The following is a 19,183-nucleotide window of genomic DNA, read 5'->3' on the forward strand; positions in this document are numbered from 1 at the left end:
TCTTCTTAACCCGGTGCAGGCCCGGCCTCTTGCGGCTGCGCACGGCTCAGATAGCGCTCATCGGGCGCATGGCGACGCAGCTTGTCCATCAGCACATACACGACAGGTGTGGTTACCAGCGTCAGCACCTGGCTGGCCAACAGGCCGCCGATGATGGCGATGCCCAGTGGCTGGCGCAGCTCCGACCCTTGCCCAAAGCCGATGGCCAACGGCAGCGCACCCAGCGCGGCAGCCAGGGTGGTCATCAGAATGGGACGGAAGCGCAGCACGCAGGCTTCGCGCACGGCATCCGTGGCGCTGATGCCCCGCGCGCGCTGCGCTTCCAGCGCAAAATCGATGATCAGGATCGCGTTCTTCTTGACGATGCCGATCAGCAGAAACACGCCGATGAGCGCAATCACTGTGAATTGCATGTCGAACAGCATCAGCGCAATCACCGCACCCACACCTGCCGACGGCAAGGTAGACAGCACCGTGACCGGATGCACCAGGCTTTCATACAGAATGCCCAGCACGATGTAGATCACCACGAGCGCCGCGAGAATCAGGTACAGCTGCTGCGACTGCGTCTTCTGGAAGCTGAGCGCCGTGCCCTGAAAACTACCGCGTACATTGATCGGCATGGCGATATCGGCTTCCGCCTGCCGGATCACGGCCTGCGCCTCGCTCAGCGCCACACCTTCGTCCAGGTTGAACGAGATCGTCGTGGCCAGCTCGCCATCCTGGTGGTTGACCGATGTGGGCGCGGGCCGTTCTACCACCTTGGCAAAGGCAGACAGCGGCACCATGGTGTCGGCAGCCGTGCTGATGACATTGCCGGTCGAGGCACTCTTGAGCGCCGGGTTGGCCGCCGTTCCCACGGTACCCGCCAGGTTGGACGGCACATAGATATCCTGCAGCGCAGGCGGTCCGCGCGTGTACTCGGGCGCCCACTCCATGATGACCGAATACTGGTTCAGATCGCTGTAGATGGTGGCAACCGAGCGCTGGCCAAATGCGTTGTAGAGCGCATTGTTGATGGCCTTGGAGTTGACGCCCAGGCGCGCGGCGGCCTGCTTGTCCACATCCACATACACCTCGACGCCGTTTTCTGCCTGGTCGGTATCCACGTCCTGCAGCAACGCCTCCTGCTTGAGGCGGTCGGCAAGGCGCGTGGCCCATTTCTTCAGGTCTGCCGTGTTGTCGCTCTTGAGCGTGTACTGGTAGGTGGAGTTGGACGAGCGCCCGCCCATGCGCAGATCCTGCACCGGGTTGAGGAATACACGCAGGCCGGTGATCTGCGACAGCTGAGGCCGCAGGCGCGCCACGACCTGCAGGCTGGTCACATCGCGCTCCTTCACTGGCTTGAGGTTGATGAACATGAAGCCGCCACCCGCACGGCTGCCGCCCGAAAAGCCCACCACGGTGTCCACAGCAGGGTCGCGCTGAATGATGGCCAGCGCATCCTTGAGCTTGTCGGCCATGGCCGTGGACGAGATGCTCTGGTCCGCACGCAGGCCGCCAGCCAGCTGGCCGTTGTCCTGCTGCGGGAAGAAGCCCTTTTGCACATGCACGAAGAGATAGCCGTTCATCCCGATCACCACCACCAGAATGGCCATGACCAGCGCCTTGCTGTGCAGCGCCCAGTCCAGGCTGCGCTCATAGATGCGCAGCATCCAGGAGTAACCGGCCTCCAGCGTCCGCGCCATGCGGCCCTGGGGTTCAGCGCTGACGGCATCCTCATCGCGCAGGAACCACGCACACATCATCGGCGTGGTGGTGAGCGAGATCACCAGCGAGATCATCACCGCCACCGACAGGGTGACGGCGAACTCCTTGAACAATCGGCCGATCTGCCCATCCATGAACAGAAGCGGAATGAACACCGCCACCAGCGACAGGCTGATCGACAGCACGGTAAAACCCACTTCGCGGGCACCCAGCAAGGCTGCAGCCATCTTGTCCATGCCCTGCTCGATGTGGCGGCTGGTGTTTTCCAGCACCACAATCGCGTCGTCCACCACAAAGCCGGTTGCCACGGTGAGCGCCATCAGGCTCAGGTTGTTCAGGCTGAAACCCAGCAGATACATGATGGCGAAGGTCCCCAGCAGCGACACCACGGTCGCCACTGCCGGGATGACCGTCGCACGCGCCTTTCGGATGAAGACGCCCACCACCAGCACCACCAGTGCGACGGACACCATCAGCGTCGTCTCGATCTCGCGCAGCGACGAACGGATGGAATTGGTGCTGTCGCTGGCCACCTGGATGGTCACATCCTTGGGCAATTGCGCCTGCAACTCAGGCAACAGCTTGCGCACGTTGTCAACCGTGTCGATGATGTTCGCCCCCGGCTGGCGCGTGATCAGCACCAGAATGGCGGGCTGGCCATTGAACAGGCCCATGGTGTGCACGTTGGCCGGGCCGTCGATCACGCGTGCCACATCGCCCAGCTTGACGGCGCCATTGTCGCGCCAGCCCACCACCAGGCCCTGGTACCAGGATGCCTTGCGCTCGGGCGCAGGGGTATAGATCTGCAGGCGGTTGCCTTCATTCTCAATGGCGCCCTTGGGACGGTTGGCGTTGGCGGCCTGGATGGCGGCACGCACGTCCTCGGTGGCAATGCCGTACTTGCTCAGGGCCTGCGGCAGCAGCTCCACACGCACCGATGGCAGCGACCCGCCACCAATTTCCACATCGCCGACACCATCGACCTGCGAGATGCGCTGGCTCACCACGTTCGAGACCTCGTCGTACAGCTCGCCGGGTGTGCGTGTGGGCGATGTCATCGCCAGGATGATGACCGGCGCATCGGACGGATTGATCTTGCGGTACGTGGGGTTGCTGCGCAGGTCGGATGGCAGATCGGTGCGTGCCGCATTGATGGCGGCCTGCACCTCCCGCGCGGCGCCGTCGATATTGCGATTGAGATCAAACTGCAGGGTGACGCGCGAGGAGCCCGTCGAGCTGTTCGACGTCATCTCGTTGACGCCAGCAATCACGCCCAGGTGTCGCTCCAGGGGCGTGGCCACGCTCGATGCCATGTTCTCGGGGCTGGCACCTGACAGGCTGGCCGATACCGAAATCACCGGGTAGTCCACCTGGGGAAGCGGCGCCACCGGCAGCACAAAGAATGCTGCCATTCCCGCCAGCGCGATACCGATGGTCAGCAAAACCGTGGCCACCGGGCGTTTGACAAATGGCAAGGACAGATTCATGCCGCCACTCCGTCGCCTGCGCCGCCATCATTCACGCTGCCGCCAGGCGCGGGGGTCTGAGGCTTGCGGCGAAAACGTGCACCCAGCCGGTCAAAGGCGAGGTAGATCACCGGCGTGGTGAAGAGCGTGAGCAGCTGGCTGAGCATCAGCCCGCCAAAGATTGCCAGGCCCAGCGGGCGGCGAAGCTCTGCACCATCGCCCCAGCCGAACATCAGCGGCAGCGCAGCAAACAGCGCGGCCAGCGTGGTCATCAGGATGGGACGGAAGCGCAGCAGCGCCGCCTGGTGGATCGCATCCTGCGGCGCCATGCCCTGGCTGCGTTCGGCATCGATGGCAAAGTCGATCATCATGATCGCGTTCTTCTTGACGATGCCGATCAGCAGGATGATCCCGATGATGCCGATCACGCCCAGGTCATTGCCGCTCAGCATCAGCGCCAGCAAGGCGCCCACACCTGCGGACGGCAGGGTGGAGAGGATGGTCATCGGGTGCACATAGCTCTCGTACAGCACACCCAGCACGATGTATACACACACCAGCGCAGCCAGGATCAGCAGCAACTGGCTGGTGAGCGACTTCTGGTACGCGCCGGCCGCGCCCAGGAACTCCATGGTCAGCGACCGGGGCATGCCGATGTCCTGCGCAGCCTGCTTGATCGCGTCGACCGCATGGCCCAGCGACACGCCGGGCGCAGTGTCAAAGCCCAGCGTGGCTGCGGGGTACTGGGCCACACGGGTGACCTGCAGCGGCGCCAACTGCTCTTCGATCCGTGCAATGGCCGACAGCGGCGTGGCCCCCGTGCTGTTGGCGTTGATGGCCAGATTGCCCAAGGTCTGCACGCTGTTCAACTGGCCCTGCTGCGCCTCCAGGATTACACGGTACTGGTTGGTTTCGGTGAAGATGGTGGAGACAATGCGCTGACCAAAGGCGCTGTAGAGCGTGTCATCAATGCTGCTGGTGCTGATGCCGAGGCGCGATGCGGTGTCGCGGTCCACATTCACATAGGCCGACAGCCCCTGGCGACCGGCGTCGCTGGTGGCATTGCGCACCTCAGGCACCTCCTGCAGGCGGGCGGCCAGCTTTTGCGTCCACTGGTTCACCTCGTCGGTGCTCACACCACCGATCGACAGGCGGTACTCGGTAGGCCCGCTCTGCGAATCGATGGTCAGATCCTGCGCGGGCTGCAGAAAGATCGACACGCCCGCCACCTGGCCCACGCGGTCACGCAGGCGCTGCATCACCGCGTCCTGCGCATCATGCGGCCGCTTGAGGTTGATCGACAGGCTGCCTGTATTCAGCATGGTGTTGTTGGCGGCATCCACACCGACGACCGAACTGACCGATTCCACATCCGGATCGTGCAGGATGGCGCTCACCGCCTGCTGCTGCAGCGCGCTCATGCGGGCAAAAGACACCTCCTGCGCGGCCACGATCTGGGCCTTGAGCTGGCCCGTGTCCTGGGTCGGGAACAGTCCCTTGGGAATCATCAGGTACAGCAATCCGGTCAGCGCCAGGGTGGCCACGGCCACCACCAGGGTCAGGCCCTGGTGGCGAAACACCCACTGCAGCCCCCGGTCGTAGTGGTGGATCACCTTGTCAAAGCCGCGCTGCACGGCTCCCACCCAGCCGTGGCTGTGTGCGCCCGTGTCTTCGTGCTTGAGCCAGCGCGCCGACATCATGGGCACGAGGGTGAGCGACACCACGGCAGAGATCAGGATGGTGATCGCCAGGGTGACCGCAAACTCGCGGAACAGCCGGCCCACGATATCGCCCATGAACAGAAGCGGTATCAGCACCGCGATCAGCGACACGGTGAGCGAGATGATGGTGAAACCGATCTGCGACGCACCCTTGAGGGCTGCCGCCATCGGCGTCTCGCCCTCCTCGATGTAGCGGGCGATGTTCTCGATCATCACGATCGCGTCATCCACCACGAAGCCGGTCGCAATCGTCAGCGCCATCAGGCTCAGGTTGTTGAGGCTGTAGCCCAGCAGGTACATCAGGCCGCAGCTGCCGATGAGCGAGATCGGCACCGCCAGGCTGGCAATCACCGTGGCACGCAGGCTGTGCAAGAAGAAGAAGATCACCAGCACCACCATGATGACGGCCAGCGCCAGTTCCATCTGCACATGCTCCACCGAAGCGCGGATGCCTGTGGTGCGGTCGGTCAGCACCTTCACCTCCACCGATGCGGGCAGGGAGGCCGTGAGCTCCGGCAAGCGCGCCTTGATGGCATCGACCGTGGCGATCACATTGGCGCCGGGCTGGCGCTGCACGTTCACGACGATGGCTGGTGTCTCATCCACCCAGGCTGCGAGGCGGTCGTTCTCGGCGCTGGCCACCACCTGGGCCACGTCCTTCATGTAGACCGGCGCTCCGTTCTTCCAGCTGACCACGAGGTTCATGTAGGCCTCGGCAGTCAGCAACTGGTCGTTGCTGTTGATGGAGTAGGCGCGCTTGGGGCCGTCAAAGCTGCCCTTGGCAGTGTTGGAGTTGGCATTGCTGATGGCGGTGCGCAGCGTGCTCAAGGTGATGCCATTGGCCGCCAGCGCTTGCGTGTTGGCCTGGATGCGCATGGCCGGCTTCTGCCCGCCTTCGAGTGTGACCAGACCCACGCCCGAGACCTGGCTGATCTTTTGCGCCAACCGCGTATTGACGATGTTCTGCACCTCCGTCAGTGGCAGTTCTTTGGAGGTAATAGACAGGCTCAGTACCGGCGTATCGGCCGGGTTGACCTTGGCATAAACAGGCGGCGCAGGCAGATCGGCAGGCAGCAGCGCACTGCTGGCATTGATGGCGGCCTGCACCTCCTGCTCGGCCACATCCAGCGACAGGCCCAGCTGAAACTGCAGGGTGACCATGGAGACCCCTGCCGCGCTGGTGGACGACATCCGGTCAAGCCCGGACATCTGGCCGAGCTGCCGCTCCAGCGGCGCCGTTACCGTGCGGCTCATCACCTCGGGGCTGGCGCCGGGGTACAGGGTCTGCACCTGGATCGTGGGGTAATCGACCTCGGGCAGCGCCGACAAGGGCAGCAGCTTGAAGCCGACCAGGCCCGACAGCACAATGGCCACCATCAGCAAGGCCGTGGCCACCGGCCTTTGAATGAATGGACGGGAAGGACTCATCGATCAACCCGCCTTACTGCGCCTTGGCGGGCGTTGCCGGAGCCGCAGAAGAGGCAGGCGTCGTGGGCACCACGTCAGGGACCGGCACTGCAGGCGAGGCCGGTGTGGGTTGCGCCGCATTGGGCACCACCCCGGCCGGGTTGCCCGTGGCTGCGCCGCCTCCACCACCGTTGGCCGCAGCGCCGGAAGCTGCAGGCGCATCGCCCGAGCGGCCCGCGCCGCCGCGCCGTCCTCCACCACCGCTACCGCCCTCGCCCCGGTTGCCTCGGCGGCCACTGCTGGCGCCCGGTGCTTGCGTGGGTGTGTCGCCTTGCAGGGCGACACTGGCTCCGTCCTTGAGGCGATCGGCACCTTCGGTCACCACCAGCTCGCCTTCTTTCAGGCCGCTGCTGATTGCCACCCACTCGACCGTGCTCATGCCCCGGATCACGGTGCGCTGGTTCACCGTGCGGTCCTGGTTGATGACATAGACGAAGTCACCGTTGCCGCCCGTGCGGATGGCGGTGACCGGCACCACCAGGGTGCTGATGTCCTTGAGCGTCAATCTGGTGTTGACGAACTGGTTGGGAAACAGCGCGCCATCGGCATTGTCAAACCGTGCCTTGGCCTTGACGGTACCCGTCGTGGTATCCACCAGATTGTCCAAGGTGAGGAATGCACCAGTGGCCAGCGGTTTGCTGCCCGCGCGGTCCAGCGCGACCACCGGCAGGCGCCCGTCCTGCTTTTGCGCGTCGAGAACCGAGGGAATATGGTCTTGCGGCACGGTAAAGCTCACATCGATAGGCGCCACCTTGGTGATGACGGCAATGCCTGTGGTGCCACCCGCGCTCACATAGTTGCCGGGGTCGATGCTGCGCAGACCGATGCGGCCATCAATGGGCGAAGTGATGCTGGAGTACCCCAGGTTCAGCTGAGCGGACTGCACCGCTGCCTGATCGGCGATCACCGTGCCTTCCAGTTGCTTGGCAGTGGCCGCCTGGGTATCCAGGTCCTGGCGGGCGATGGAGTCCTGGCTCCACAGCGTCTGGTAGCGCTTCAAGGTGACGCGCGCGGCGTCCAGCTGGGCCTGGTCACGCGCCAGTTGGCCCTTGGCCTGCATCAGCGCCTGCTCGAAGGGTCGGGGGTCGATCTGCGCCAGCTTCTGGCCTTTTTTCACCATCTGGCCTTCGGTAAACAGCACATCGCGCAGCACGCCGGATACCTGGGTGGTCAGGGTGACGGTGTTGGTGGGCACCACCGTGCCCATCGCGGTCAGGGTCACCGGCAGGTTCTGCCGTTTGACGGTGGCGCTGCCGACTGTCACCGTCATGGACCGCATCGCACCCGGGCCGCCAAAGCCGGGACCGCCTGGCCCGCCGCTGCCGGCTTTTTTGCTTTGCACCAGGTACCAGGCACCGCCCGCCAACGCCGCCACCAGCAGCACGGCAATGGTGGAGCCCACCCAGCGCCTGCGCGGCTTGGGGGCCGGACTGGTCAGCGGCGCAGCAGAAGGCTGGGAAATATGGGCAGGATGGGCGGAATTGTTGGAATTGTGGTCCATGGCATGCGATCGATCAGTGGTCTTACATTCGCAGGCACCCCCACCCTCAGGAGGACGCCTCATGTAAAGAAGAATGATCGCATCCTAGTGCAGCCGTGTTGCCTTTGCTTTATCCCGACTGCGAAGAAAAGTAAATGCCGCATTGCAGCAAGCGCATGCCGCCAGTCTTGCCTCGGTGCTTCAGCGCTGCACGGCCCGCAATTCCTGCCAGCGATAGCCCACCACCGCCACCACGATCAGGCCCATGCCGAGCCACTGCGCAGGCGCCGGGTGCGCGCCGAACCACCACAGATCGACCAGCAGGGCCACGGCAGGATAGACAAAGCTCAGCATGGCGATGGCCGCAGCCCCCAGGCGCTGGAAGGCACCGTACATCAGTCCATACATGAGCGATGTGTGCACCAGCCCCACCACCAGCACGCAAGCCACGGTCTGCGCAAGCGGAACCCCTTCCGGCTGCTGCCAGCCCTGCAGCACCATGGCGGCCAGTGCCGGCGCCTGCCACAGCGCCAGCAGCGATCCACCCGCCAGCATCTGCACCATGGCAATCTGCGCCGGTGCGGTGTTCTTCACGCGCCGGGTGGTGATCACCGTCACCGTGTAGAGCGCTGCCGCCAGCAAAGCCAGCAACACCCCCCATATGGGCAGGCCTGCCGCTGCATGTGGCCCCGCCAGGGCCGCATCGCTGCCCAGGCCACTGGTGAGCACCACGCCTGCCAGGGCCAGCAGCATCCACGGCCATTGGCGCCAGCGCAGCGCCTCGCCACCCAGTGCTGCCGCCAGCACCAGCAAGAACGGCTGCACATGGTAGACCACCGTGGCTACCGCAATGCCAACGTAGGCGTAGGCATGGAACAGCGCCACCCAGTTGCCCACCAGGGCCGCACCGCCTGCGGCCATCATCCAGAAGCCGCTCCGGCTGGGCGCTACCCACGCCTTGCGCCACCACAGCCATGCACCCAACCCCAGTGCACCCAGCAGGCAACGCAGCAGCACCACCAATTCCACCTGCAGGCCGCTTTCGATCACCACGAGGCCAATGGTGCCCGAGAGCAGCATGGCGGCCACCATGCGCCAGGTGCCTCCGCCAGTTTTCGCCTGGGCTGAAGAGCCCCTCAACCCTGCCCCCGGAGAGACCGTACTTGAATGCGCCATCACCAACTCCTTGTCATTGCCATATGCGCATGGTCATGCATCAATGAAAAATCAACAATCCAATTTCATTTCAATTTATTATTGAATTTCAATCAATAAACTCAGCAAGCCTCCGCCATGACTCCCGACACGCTTCCGTTGGCCGATATGCAGGTATTCACACAGGTGGTGGCCCACCATAGCTTTGCCGGTGCGGCTCGCCAACTGCGGCTCACCACCGGCGCGGTAAGCCGCAGCGTAGGCCGGCTGGAATCGCAGTTGGGCGTCAAGCTGCTGCATCGCACCACGCGTTCGCTGTCGCTCACCGAAGTGGGTGCCGCCGTGCACGCCGACTGCCTGCAGATGCTGCAGAGCGCCGAGCTGGCCGTATCGCGCGCCGCAGCACACCGCGAGCAGCCCCAGGGCGTGCTGCGCATCAACGCGCCACTGGTGTTTGGCGACTGGTGGCTGGCTCCACTGCTGCCGGGCTTTTGCGCACGTTGGCCCGAGGTGCAGGTACAGGTGTCCATGACCGATGCCATGGCCGACCTGACCGCCGAGCGGCTGGATCTGGCCATCCGCATTGCTGCAGCCGATGCCCTGCCGCCCGGCATGGTGGCGCGGCCACTGGCGCGCATGGCCTATGTGCTGGTGGCGCACCCCGACTACCTGCGCAATCACGCCCCCATCGCCACCCCGCAGGATTTGCTGGCCCACCGCTGCATGAGCCTGGGCTATGGCCTGTTCCAGAACACGGTGGAGATGCTCCCTTCCCAAGCGCCAGCCACACCCGCCACCAAAGTGCGGCTCAACACCCCCATCACCATCGCCAGCAGCCACGGCATGTTACGCGCGCTGCAGCAGGGGCCTGCTGCAGGCATTGCGTTGATGGCCGATTTTGTGGCGCGCAGCCACTTGGCCGATGGCAGCCTGGTGCAGGTGCTGCCCGATTGGCAACTCACCGGCGGCTATGCCCCGCGCATGGTCTACGCCGTCTATGCGCCAGGCCCACACATCCCGCCCAAGCTGCGTGCCATGCTGGACTATCTGCAGGAACAGTGCACCCCGCTCACTGAAAACGAGGTGTAAGCCGGTCTACACGCCCGTTGTCCCCATCTGGCGGGCACAATGCTGTGGAAAGCACTGTGCACAGCTGTAGATAAGCACCGCAAGCATTTGATAAAACAACAAAAACATGAAACAGCTCAAATTTTAAGCAACACGCGTTTTATCCGCGCTCCGACCGGCTTTCAGTCGAAAATATGCCTGTTTTTGTAGCAGCCAGCGTGCGCCGCATGGACTTTGCAGATCCTTTTTGCCCATCACGGGTGGACAAGTCATCCACCCGCCGCTTGTCCCCATCCACCGGGCACAATGCTGGGGAAAACACTGTGCACAGCTGTAGATAAGAGGCCCATCACCTTGATTTGCAATGGTTTAAATACAGGTGATGAAAAAAAGGGCAACCAGTGCGGTTACCCTTTCAGCGACTGAGAAGATTCTTCCGGCCTCAGCCGGTACGCATTGCCTTTGCAGTGCGCCCGTACAGCCACTATTCAACACGGCGAATCTGCTGCAGGCCCAATGCCGTGATCGCCAGATCACCATCACGGCGATCCACCATGCCCCACTCGAACAGCCGCTTGGAGACATGGTCGTGCAGGGCGGTCGCTATCGAGATCACTTCGCCCAGCTCCAGCTTCTTGAGCAAGGCCAGTTCGTCGACGGTGGGCTCAAACACGGGAGCGTGGTAGACGGTGTCGGGCTTGACGGGATTGAGAGACAACATGGCAACTCCTTTTCTGGTTGCGATGCGTGTTTCGTAGGTCGTAGGCCTCGGATTCAGGTGACTTCGGGGTCTGCGCCATCGCGCATCTGGTGAGATAACGCCGCTAGCGTAGGCCCGCGCCATGGCCTGTTTTGTAGGCCAACACCGCCAACCGTGTCATCCACAAGCCGACATTGCACTGCTTTACCAAAGAGCGACAGAGTGTTTACACGGAGCCTCGCGCAAGCAGAGTCAGGCAGCGCCCATGCCTCCTCCATCGATTGCCTGGCCAACTGGGCCCCATCACCTACACACACCTGTGGCAGGGCGGAGTACAACGAAAAGTACGCCACCCGCCCACCCAACAGGAGATTCCCATGACCCCTACCCCCAGCTACCAGGCCTGTATTGACGCCTGCAACGCCTGCGCCATCGCCTGCAATGCCTGCCTGGCCGGTTGCCTGCGCGAGGAAGACATGCAGATGATGACGCGCTGCATTGCGCTGGACATCGATTGCGCAGCCATCTGCCAACTGACGGCTTCTGCCATGGCCCGCAACAGCGAAATGGCCAGACACCTGGCCCGCGTATGCGGAGAGATCTGCCTGGCCTGCGCCAATGAATGCGTGCAGCACCACCACGACCACTGCCAGCGCTGCGCAGACGCGTGCAGACAGTGCGCCGCCGCCTGCGAGGCGGTGAACCGCTGAGCAAGCCCTTGGGGCAGGCTGCGTCTCATCGCTTCGAACTCATCCCAATTGCACTCCAACGCGGCTGCGTAGAGATCGAAAACACGTTCTAAGGATGCATCTTCAAGGGCGCGTCGGCCAACCGCCCGATTGGTAGGCGCTGTCCCAGAACATCCATTCCAGCTCCGCCGAATAGCGGTAGGCCTCTGCCATGCGCTGGTGTGTCGCACTGTCGGCGGCGTCGGCCACGCGGTCGATCGTGGCAATCACGCCGCGCACAATGGCGTGGAATTCATCGCCCGCATAGGTATCGATCCAGGCCTGGTACGGATTGCCCGGCATGGAGCGCGCATAGATGTCTCGCCCCACTTCGGCGTAGATCCAGAAGCACGGCAACAAGCCAGCCAATGCGACGGGATAGCTTTCTGACCAGCTGTTGGCCACCAGAAAGCTCGCATAGTGGTGGCAGGCCGGAGTGAGCGGCGTGGCGGCAAACTCTTCGGCGGTAATGCCGAAGTCGCGCATGAAGCCGCTGTGCAGCTTGCGCTCCTCCACCACCGCCTCATTGGCCGCATTGGCAAACTGCACCACGCCTTCGGCGTTGTCGGCCTTGGCTGCCGCCACGGCCAGTGCCCGGCCATAGGCCACCAGATAGTGCGCATCCTGAATCATGTAATGGCGAAAGCGCTCGCGGCTCAGGGTACCTGCAGCCAGTTCGCGGTTGAAGGGCAGATCCAGCGTGCGCTGGTACAGGGCGTGGTTGGCTTGCCAAAGCGTTTGGCAGAAAGACATGGCAACTCCTGAAAGGTTTCTGTCGGTTTTCTTGGAAATGACCCGGGATTGTCGGCGATGGGCGCATGGCCTCTCTGCGAACACCGTATTCAGCCAGCTGCCCGACCCGCCAGCCAGCGCGCAAAGGCCTCCAGCGCCGCCCGCATCGGCGCTCCGTCGGTGGCCAGGGGCGTGATCAGGTAATAGGCCCGGCTGCCCCTGAGCGGCAGGTTGCAGGCCACCACCAGCTCACCCCGCGCAAGTTCGTCCTCGATCAGCATCGGCGGAATCAATGCCACCCCCATGCCTTGCGCCGCTGCCACGGCCAACATGGAAAACAGCTCATAGCGCGGGCCGTCGAGCGCATGCGGCGCCTCCACGCCCACCTCGTCAAACCAGCTGCGCCAGCCATCCGGGCGTGTGCTTTGCTGCAGGAGCGGCAGCCGGGCCAGCACCTGGGGCGCAACCGGCTGGTACGCGCGGCCCCGGCCACGGTCAATGGCCGGCTCCAGCAGGCGCGGGCTGCAGACCGGAACGATGATCTCGTCCATCAGCCACGTAGCCTGCGTGCCCGGCCACTGCCTCGCCTGCTCAGGCGTGCCGGCGTAGATGGCCGCGTCCACCTGCCGCTCGGCAAATACAAAGGGACGGGTCTGCACATCGATATGCACCACCACGCCGGGGTGCAACTGCTGGAACTGCGGCAGCCGCGGCAGCAGCCAGCGCGTGGCAAAAGTGGGAACGGCGGCAATGCTGATGGCACCCCCTGCACCCTGGTGGGCCATGATGTCGAGCGTTCCACGCTCGATGCCCTGCAGCCATTGCGCCACCTGCTGGCTGTACTGGTGGCCTGCGGGTGTGAGCACCATGCCGTGGCGCGACCGCTTGAACAGCTGCACGCCCAGTTGCTCTTCCAGCGCAATGATCTGGCGCGAGACGGCGCTCTGCGTCAGTGCCAGTTCCTGCGCAGCGCGGGTATAGCTTTCGTGCCGGGCGGCAGCCTCAAAGCAGGCCAATGCCTGGGTAGATGGAATCATTCGGCGCATAACTCAACCTTTTCCTCTGGCCTCACGGAGTTATTTTTCCTGTCCATCTTAAGTATTTTCCTTCTACCAACATATGTCACCTCTACCAATTTGATAGCAGGCATGGTGTTCAGCCAATATTCATAAATGATCTTTCAGCATATCTGGATGATAAACAATCGTTTGCGTCACAGCACGCCCCCACCTACGATGGCGGCTGTACAGGAGTGGACGGGCACACGTTGCCCGCGCCTCCCCCCTACCCATTCAATACACATCCAAACGGATTCAAGGAGCACACACATGGCCAATTTCACCTGGGACGATCCCCTGCACCTGGACGAGCAACTGACCGAAGACGAGCGCATGATCCGCGACGCGGCACGCGCCTACTGCCGCGACAAGCTGGCACCCCGCGTGCAGGAAATGTTCCGCAAGGAATCGGTGGACGCCAGCATCTTCCGCGAAATGGGCGAGCTGGGCCTGCTGGGCCCCACCATCCCCACCGAATACGGCGGCGCAGGCCTCAATTACGTGAGCTACGGCCTGGTGGCGCGCGAGATTGAGTACATCGATTCGGGCTACCGCTCGATGGCCTCCGTGCAGTCGTCGCTGGTGATGGTGCCGATCAACGAGTTCGGTACCGAAGCGCAGAAGCAGAAATACCTGCCCAAGCTGGCAACGGGTGAGTTCATTGGCTGCTTTGGCCTGACCGAGCCCGACCATGGCTCCGACCCTGGCAGCATGGCCACCCGCGCCTACAAGGTCGACGGCGGCTACAAACTCAAGGGCAGCAAGATGTGGATCACCAACAGCCCCATTGCCGATGTGTTCGTGGTATGGGCCAAGGAAGTCTCCGAAGGCGGCGCCGTCGGCCAGATCCGTGGCTTCATCCTGGAAAAGGGCTGGAAAGGCCTGACCGCCCCCGCCATTCACGGCAAGGTGGGCCTGCGCGCATCGATCACCGGCGAGATCGTGATGGACGACGTCTTCGTGCCTGAAGAAAACGCCTTCCCCGAAGTGCGCGGCTTGAAGGGCCCGTTCACCTGCCTCAACAGCGCCCGCTTTGGCATTGCCTGGGGCGCGCTGGGCGCCGCCGAGTTCTGCTGGCACACCGCCCGCCAATACACCATGGACCGCAAGCAGTTTGGCCGCCCACTGGCTGCCAACCAGCTGATCCAGAAGAAGCTGGCCGACATGCAGACCGAAATCAGCCTGGGCCTGCAGGCCGCACTGCGTGTGGGCCGCATGAAGGACGAGCACCAGAACGTGATCGAGGTGACCTCGCTCATCAAGCGCAACAACTGCGGCAAGTCGCTGGACATTGCCCGGATGGCACGCGACATGATGGGTGGCAACGGCATCAGCGATGAATTCGGCGTGGCCCGCCATCTGGTGAACCTCGAAGTGGTGAACACCTATGAAGGCACCCACGATGTGCATGCACTCATCCTGGGCCGCGCGCAGACCGGCATTGCTGCATTCGCCAACTGAGGACGCATTCAGACCCACCCTGCCCGGCGTTACCCAATGGGTGGCATTTGATTGACTATATTTTCAATAGCAATCAGCGCACACCCACGAAGCCCCAAGGGCCAAATTGATTGCAATTCATGACACACCCACCGCACAGCAGACCATGCCGTGGGTGGGTTGTCTGCCTTCTGCGCCCTGCGCTTTGCGATCCTTTAACCAGCCCCTTGCGGGATGCGAATGGTACAGACGCAAAGCTGGCCGTACCATCGACAGGATTTGCTGAAAATTTCAGGCCATAGCGCGCATCTGACAAGCGCTGCCAGCTATCAAATTTGGAGACACCATGACCCAACCCATTGCGCCGCTGGACGGCATCAAAGTTCTCGATCTCTCGCGCGTGCTGGCAGGCCCCTGGTGCGCCCAGATGCTGGGCGACCTGGGCGCCGATGTGATCAAGGTGGAACGACCCATTGCAGGCGACGACACGCGCCACTGGGGGCCCCCGTACCTGCACACCGATGACGGCGAAAAGACCGACCAGGCCAGCTACTACACCTGCTGCAACCGCAACAAGCGCAGCATCACCATCGACATGGCAACGCCAGAAGGCCAGGCGCTGATCGTGGAGCTGGCCCGCGACGCCGACATTCTGGTGGAGAACTTCAAGGTAGGCGGCCTCAAGGCCTACGGGCTCGACTACGAAAGCCTGAAGAAGATCAACCCCCGCCTCATCTACTGCTCCGTCACCGGCTTTGGCCAGACCGGCCCCTACGCGCCGCGCGCGGGTTATGACCTGATGGTGCAGGCGATGAGCGGCATGATGAGCATCACCGGCCACCCCGATGGCGAGCCCGGCGGCGGCCCGCTGAAGGTGGGTGTGGCGGTGACCGACGTGTTCACCGGCATCTTCTCGTGCAGCTCCATTCTGGCGGCGTTGCATGCGCGCCACCGCACAGGCGAAGGCCAGCACATCGACATGGCACTGCTCGACGTGGGAATGTCCGTGCTCGCCAATCAAGCCGTGGGCTACCTCAATGCCAACGTCATTCCTGAGCGTGCGGGCAACATCCACCCCAGCGTGGGCCCATACCAGGACTTCCCCAGCAAGGACGGCAATGTGCTGCTGGCGATCGGCAACGACGGCCAGTTCGCCCGTTTCTGCGCGGCCACCGGCAACCCGGATTGGTCGCAGGATGCGCGCTTCACCAAGAATTCGGACCGCATCATCAACCGCAAGGCTCTGGCCGAGCTGCTCTACCCGCTGATGAAGACCCGCACCACCGCCGAGTGGATCAAGCTGCTGGAAGACAAGGCCGTGCCCTGCGGCCCGATCAACAACATTGCCGAGGCCTTTGATGATGAACAGGTCAAGGCGCGCGGCCTGCATGTGCAGACGCCACGCGATGCGGGCGACGGCATTGGCACCATCAGCACTGTGGCAAGCCCCATGCGCCTGACCGCCACGCCCCCCGTGGTGCGCCGCCCGCCACCCGCCATGGGCCAGCACACCGACGAGATTCTGGCCGAGATGGGCCGCAGCCAGGCGCAGATTGCCGAGTTGCGCGAGAGTGGCGTGGTGTAAGCCTTCTTCCCCCCCCCCAAAAAACCAAGAGCCGCGATTGCGGCTCTTGGTTTTTGAAGGCTTGAACTTTGGGCTTCGGACTTTCCTGGTTTATCCGTCTTCAAAATAACGGCAATGTCGCCCCGTCGCCCAGCGCAGCGCCTTCCCATTCCAACAGGCTGAGCTTGGTGCGCGTGCCGCCACTGGCCGAAAAGCCTCCCGATCCGCCTTGCGCCGCCAGAATGCGGTGACAAGGCACCACCGGTGCAAACGGATTGGCGCCCAGCGCCTGCCCCACGGCCCGCGCCAGGCCCCGGCCGCCGTTCGCGCTGCTGGCAGCTTCTTCAGTGCCGCTGCCAGCACCCAGATCGGCAGCCAGCTCGCCATAGGTGCGGGTGTGGCCCGGCGCAATCGCCAATGCCAGCCGGTACACATGCCGGGCAAATTCGGGAACGCCATGCCAGTCCAGCGGAATATCGTCGAGCAGTGGAAGGCCGTTGGCAGCCCAGCGGCTGGAGCGGAACTGCGTACGCACATCCGGCAGCACCATGCCAGCCGCGGTCAGGCGCGGCTGGGCAAAGGCCCAATCCTCCCTGGTGGCCGATGCGTCTCCAGCACCTTCGGCACGGCCCGCCATCAAAACCTGCACCCCTGCCACGGCCTGCAGCGCAGCCGGGCTCAGACTGCCTGCTGACAACGCCTGCCGCCAGCCCCCTGGGCGACGCCGGGTAGCGCTGTGCAGCACACGGTCGCGAGTGGTGTCGGGGGATGGGTCGGGCAGCATTACCGCCACCACGCCCCGCACGCCCCAGGCAATGGAGCACACACCCAACCGGGTGGTGAATAGGGCGTACCCCGTGCGGTCGGGCTGCCAGTTTTCATCGTCAGGAACAAGGCGAGTGGTGGGACGCATGCCTGCATCTTGCCGCTTTGCAGGGGCCTTGGCTAGCGCAGCTTGCAGAAAGCCTGCCGGAGACGGCGGTAAACACATCCTCACACCTCGGCCTTTGGGAGTGCGCCTCCCGGAGTGCGCACGCCAAAGGCAAAATGGAACGTTGTAGAAAAATATTCAAAAAGTGGCTTCCTTGCCTTCATTACAAGCGCCAATAGCTCACTAATTCATAGCAAATGACAAACCAGAATTCTGATGTGGCGCTGATGCGCCAGGCGGTTGATCTGGCCCACCGCAACCGCCTGGCTGGTGGCCGCCCCTTTGGCGCCGTGCTGGCGCAGGACGGCGTGGTGATCGCCATGGGTGTCAATGAAATCATCGCCAGCCACGACCCAAGCACCCATGCCGAGCTGCAGGCCATCCGCGCCGGCACGCGTGCCCGTGGCAACCCCAGCCTGGCTGGCCTGAGCATTTACGCCAGCGGCCACCCCTGCCCCATGTGCCTTGCCGCGCTGGTGGCAGGCAATGCCAGGCAAGTGTTCTTTGCGTTCGACAACGCCGATGCCGCGCCCTACAACCTGTCGAGCGAAGGCACCTACCAGCGCCTGGGTATCCAGCTGAACCCGCCACCGCTACCCATCACCCGCATCGACACCGGCATCTCCGCCGCCCAGCTGTATGGCGACAGCCCTTGGCCGCCGCAGGGCTGAGCGGCCATGTCGTCTCCGACCCAACCAGGCGCCCAGGCGGCGCCTGCCATCACACCTGCGCTCTGGCTGCTGACGGTGGTGCTCGTCACCCTCAATCTGCGCCCCTTTCTGACGGCCCCCGGCCCACTGGGCCACGCCATACAACAGGCCACCGGCATGGACTTGCGGGCCTTCTCCTGGCTCACCCTGCTCCCCATGGCCTTGATGGGTGCGGGTGGCTGGCTGGCACCCACAGCCCTGCAGCGCCTGGGCGCGCGCACGGCCGTCTGTGCATCGTTGCTGCTCATTGCCATGGGTTGTGCGTTGCGCCTCATGCCAGCAGGCAACGCCACCACCATCGTGCTGATTGCCACTGCCGGCCTTTGCGGCGTGGGCGTCGCCCTGGTGCAAAGTGCCTTGCCGGGGCTGATCAAGCGCCAGTCGCCGGGCCACGTAGCGCCAATGATGGGCGTGTACTCTGCCGCGCTGATGGGTGGCGGCGCACTGGGCGCGCAGCTCTCGCCACTGGCCATGCAATGGGGCATGGGCTGGCAGGCGGCCATGGCCATCTGGGCGCTGCCCGTGCTGGCCGCATTGCCGCTTGCCTGGTGGGCGCTCACGCGCATTCAGCGTAGTACGCAGGCTCTGGCGCCTGCCGCGTCCGGCACCGTGCCCGCCAGCGATACCGGCTGGCTGATGCGTCGGCCTCGCACCTGGCTGCTGCTGATCAGCTTTGGCCTGATGAATGGCGGCTATGCCTCGACGGTGGCCTGGCTCGCGCCCTTCTACCAGGGCCATGGCTGGTCGGCCGCGCAAAGTGGGTCGCTGCTGGCCATTCTCTCCATTGCGCAGGCTGCATCGGCTCTGGCCATGCCAGCGCTCGCTCGCCGCCATATCGACCGGCGCGGCTGGATGCTGGTGGCCCTGGCTGCGCAGGTCATCGGCTTTGCCGGCCTTGCGCTGTGGCCCGATGCCATACCAACCGCCAACGCCATCATCCTGGGCGTGGGGCTGGGCGGCTGCTTTTCCCTCTTCATGGTGCTGGCACTCGACCATCTGCCCCGCCCCACCCAGGCGGGCGCCCTGAACGCGCTGATGCAAGGCGGCGGCTTTGTGCTGGCGGCACTGGCGCCGCTCGTGATGGCACAGCTGCACCATTGGAGTGGCAGCTGGACCAGCGGCTGGCTCTACCAGGCGGGCATGGCACTCGCCGTTGCGGTGCTGGCGCTGCGGTTTGCGCCGCAGCACTATGCAAAGGCCATGCAAGCCCCTGTGCAACCGCCCTCCTCCTGATTGCGGCGCTATGCTGCGCA

The 19,183-nt window shown here is 63.9% G+C and carries 14 protein-coding genes; 6 read left to right on the top strand and 8 right to left on the bottom strand.

The window, feature by feature from the left end:
- Positions 1-5: 5 nt before the first annotated feature.
- The 4 genes from ABIE32_RS10550 to ABIE32_RS10565 form a co-directional block, all read right to left on the bottom strand.
- Entirely contained in the window at positions 6-3,197 is a 3,192-nt protein-coding gene (locus ABIE32_RS10550) for an efflux RND transporter permease subunit (RefSeq protein WP_429015859.1), read from the bottom strand.
- Complete coding sequence (locus ABIE32_RS10555; protein ID WP_429015861.1) at positions 3,194-6,325, bottom strand: efflux RND transporter permease subunit; 3,132 nt, start codon at positions 6,323-6,325, stop codon at positions 3,194-3,196. Before ABIE32_RS10555 ends, ABIE32_RS10550 begins: the two co-directional genes overlap by 4 nt.
- Positions 6,326-6,338: 13 nt before the next feature.
- The gene (locus tag ABIE32_RS10560; protein ID WP_429015863.1) at positions 6,339-7,865 is read right to left on the bottom strand and encodes an MdtA/MuxA family multidrug efflux RND transporter periplasmic adaptor subunit; all 1,527 of its coding nucleotides are present in this window, start codon (positions 7,863-7,865) and stop codon (positions 6,339-6,341) included.
- A 180-nt stretch (positions 7,866-8,045) separates the two neighbouring features.
- Positions 8,046-9,020 carry a DMT family transporter gene (locus ABIE32_RS10565; protein ID WP_429015865.1) on the bottom strand — a complete coding sequence of 325 codons (975 nt, stop codon included), beginning with the start codon at positions 9,018-9,020 and terminating at the stop codon, positions 8,046-8,048.
- Between the two features lie 117 nt (positions 9,021-9,137).
- On the opposite strand from ABIE32_RS10565, the gene ABIE32_RS10570 reads away from it, so the two are divergent.
- Positions 9,138-10,088, top strand: a complete 951-nt coding sequence (locus ABIE32_RS10570; RefSeq protein ID WP_429015868.1) for a LysR family transcriptional regulator — start codon at positions 9,138-9,140, stop codon at positions 10,086-10,088.
- A gap of 463 nt (positions 10,089-10,551) precedes the next feature.
- On the opposite strand, the gene ABIE32_RS10575 is transcribed toward ABIE32_RS10570, so the two are convergent.
- Positions 10,552-10,788, bottom strand: coding sequence for a hypothetical protein (locus ABIE32_RS10575; protein WP_184705877.1), 237 nt, complete (start codon positions 10,786-10,788; stop codon positions 10,552-10,554).
- 356 nt (positions 10,789-11,144) lie between these two features.
- Here ABIE32_RS10575 and ABIE32_RS10580 point away from each other — a divergent pair, with 356 nt between their 5' ends.
- Entirely contained in the window at positions 11,145-11,477 is a 333-nt protein-coding gene (locus ABIE32_RS10580) for a four-helix bundle copper-binding protein (protein WP_429015871.1), read from the top strand.
- Positions 11,478-11,579: 102 nt separating this feature from the next.
- Here the strand turns inward: ABIE32_RS10580 and tenA are convergent, their stop codons facing one another.
- The gene (gene tenA / locus ABIE32_RS10585) at positions 11,580-12,248 is read right to left on the bottom strand and encodes a thiaminase II (protein WP_429015874.1); all 669 of its coding nucleotides are present in this window, start codon (positions 12,246-12,248) and stop codon (positions 11,580-11,582) included.
- Positions 12,249-12,337: 89 nt separating this feature from the next.
- A complete protein-coding gene (locus tag ABIE32_RS10590; RefSeq protein ID WP_429015877.1) occupies positions 12,338-13,273 on the bottom strand; it encodes a LysR family transcriptional regulator in 936 nt (311 codons plus the stop codon).
- A 282-nt stretch (positions 13,274-13,555) separates the two neighbouring features.
- Between ABIE32_RS10590 and ABIE32_RS10595 the strand changes: the two genes are divergently transcribed.
- The gene (locus ABIE32_RS10595) at positions 13,556-14,746 is read left to right on the top strand and encodes an acyl-CoA dehydrogenase (protein ID WP_429015879.1); all 1,191 of its coding nucleotides are present in this window, start codon (positions 13,556-13,558) and stop codon (positions 14,744-14,746) included.
- 325 nt (positions 14,747-15,071) lie between these two features.
- Complete coding sequence (locus ABIE32_RS10600; RefSeq protein WP_429015880.1) at positions 15,072-16,310, top strand: CaiB/BaiF CoA transferase family protein; 1,239 nt, start codon at positions 15,072-15,074, stop codon at positions 16,308-16,310.
- Positions 16,311-16,410: 100 nt separating this feature from the next.
- Here the strand turns inward: ABIE32_RS10600 and ABIE32_RS10605 are convergent, their stop codons facing one another.
- A complete protein-coding gene (locus ABIE32_RS10605) occupies positions 16,411-17,202 on the bottom strand; it encodes a methylated-DNA--[protein]-cysteine S-methyltransferase (RefSeq protein ID WP_429015883.1) in 792 nt (263 codons plus the stop codon).
- A gap of 215 nt (positions 17,203-17,417) precedes the next feature.
- Between ABIE32_RS10605 and ABIE32_RS10610 the strand changes: the two genes are divergently transcribed.
- Positions 17,418-17,891 carry a nucleoside deaminase gene (locus ABIE32_RS10610; RefSeq protein WP_429015886.1) on the top strand — a complete coding sequence of 158 codons (474 nt, stop codon included), beginning with the start codon at positions 17,418-17,420 and terminating at the stop codon, positions 17,889-17,891.
- A gap of 6 nt (positions 17,892-17,897) precedes the next feature.
- Positions 17,898-19,163 carry a cyanate transporter gene (locus ABIE32_RS10615; protein WP_429015887.1) on the top strand — a complete coding sequence of 422 codons (1,266 nt, stop codon included), beginning with the start codon at positions 17,898-17,900 and terminating at the stop codon, positions 19,161-19,163.
- Positions 19,164-19,183 lie beyond the last annotated feature (20 nt).

The sequence above is a fragment of the Comamonas sp. 4034 genome, from assembly GCF_050434545.1.
Taxonomy (GTDB): Bacteria; Pseudomonadota; Gammaproteobacteria; order Burkholderiales; family Burkholderiaceae_C; genus Comamonas; species Comamonas odontotermitis.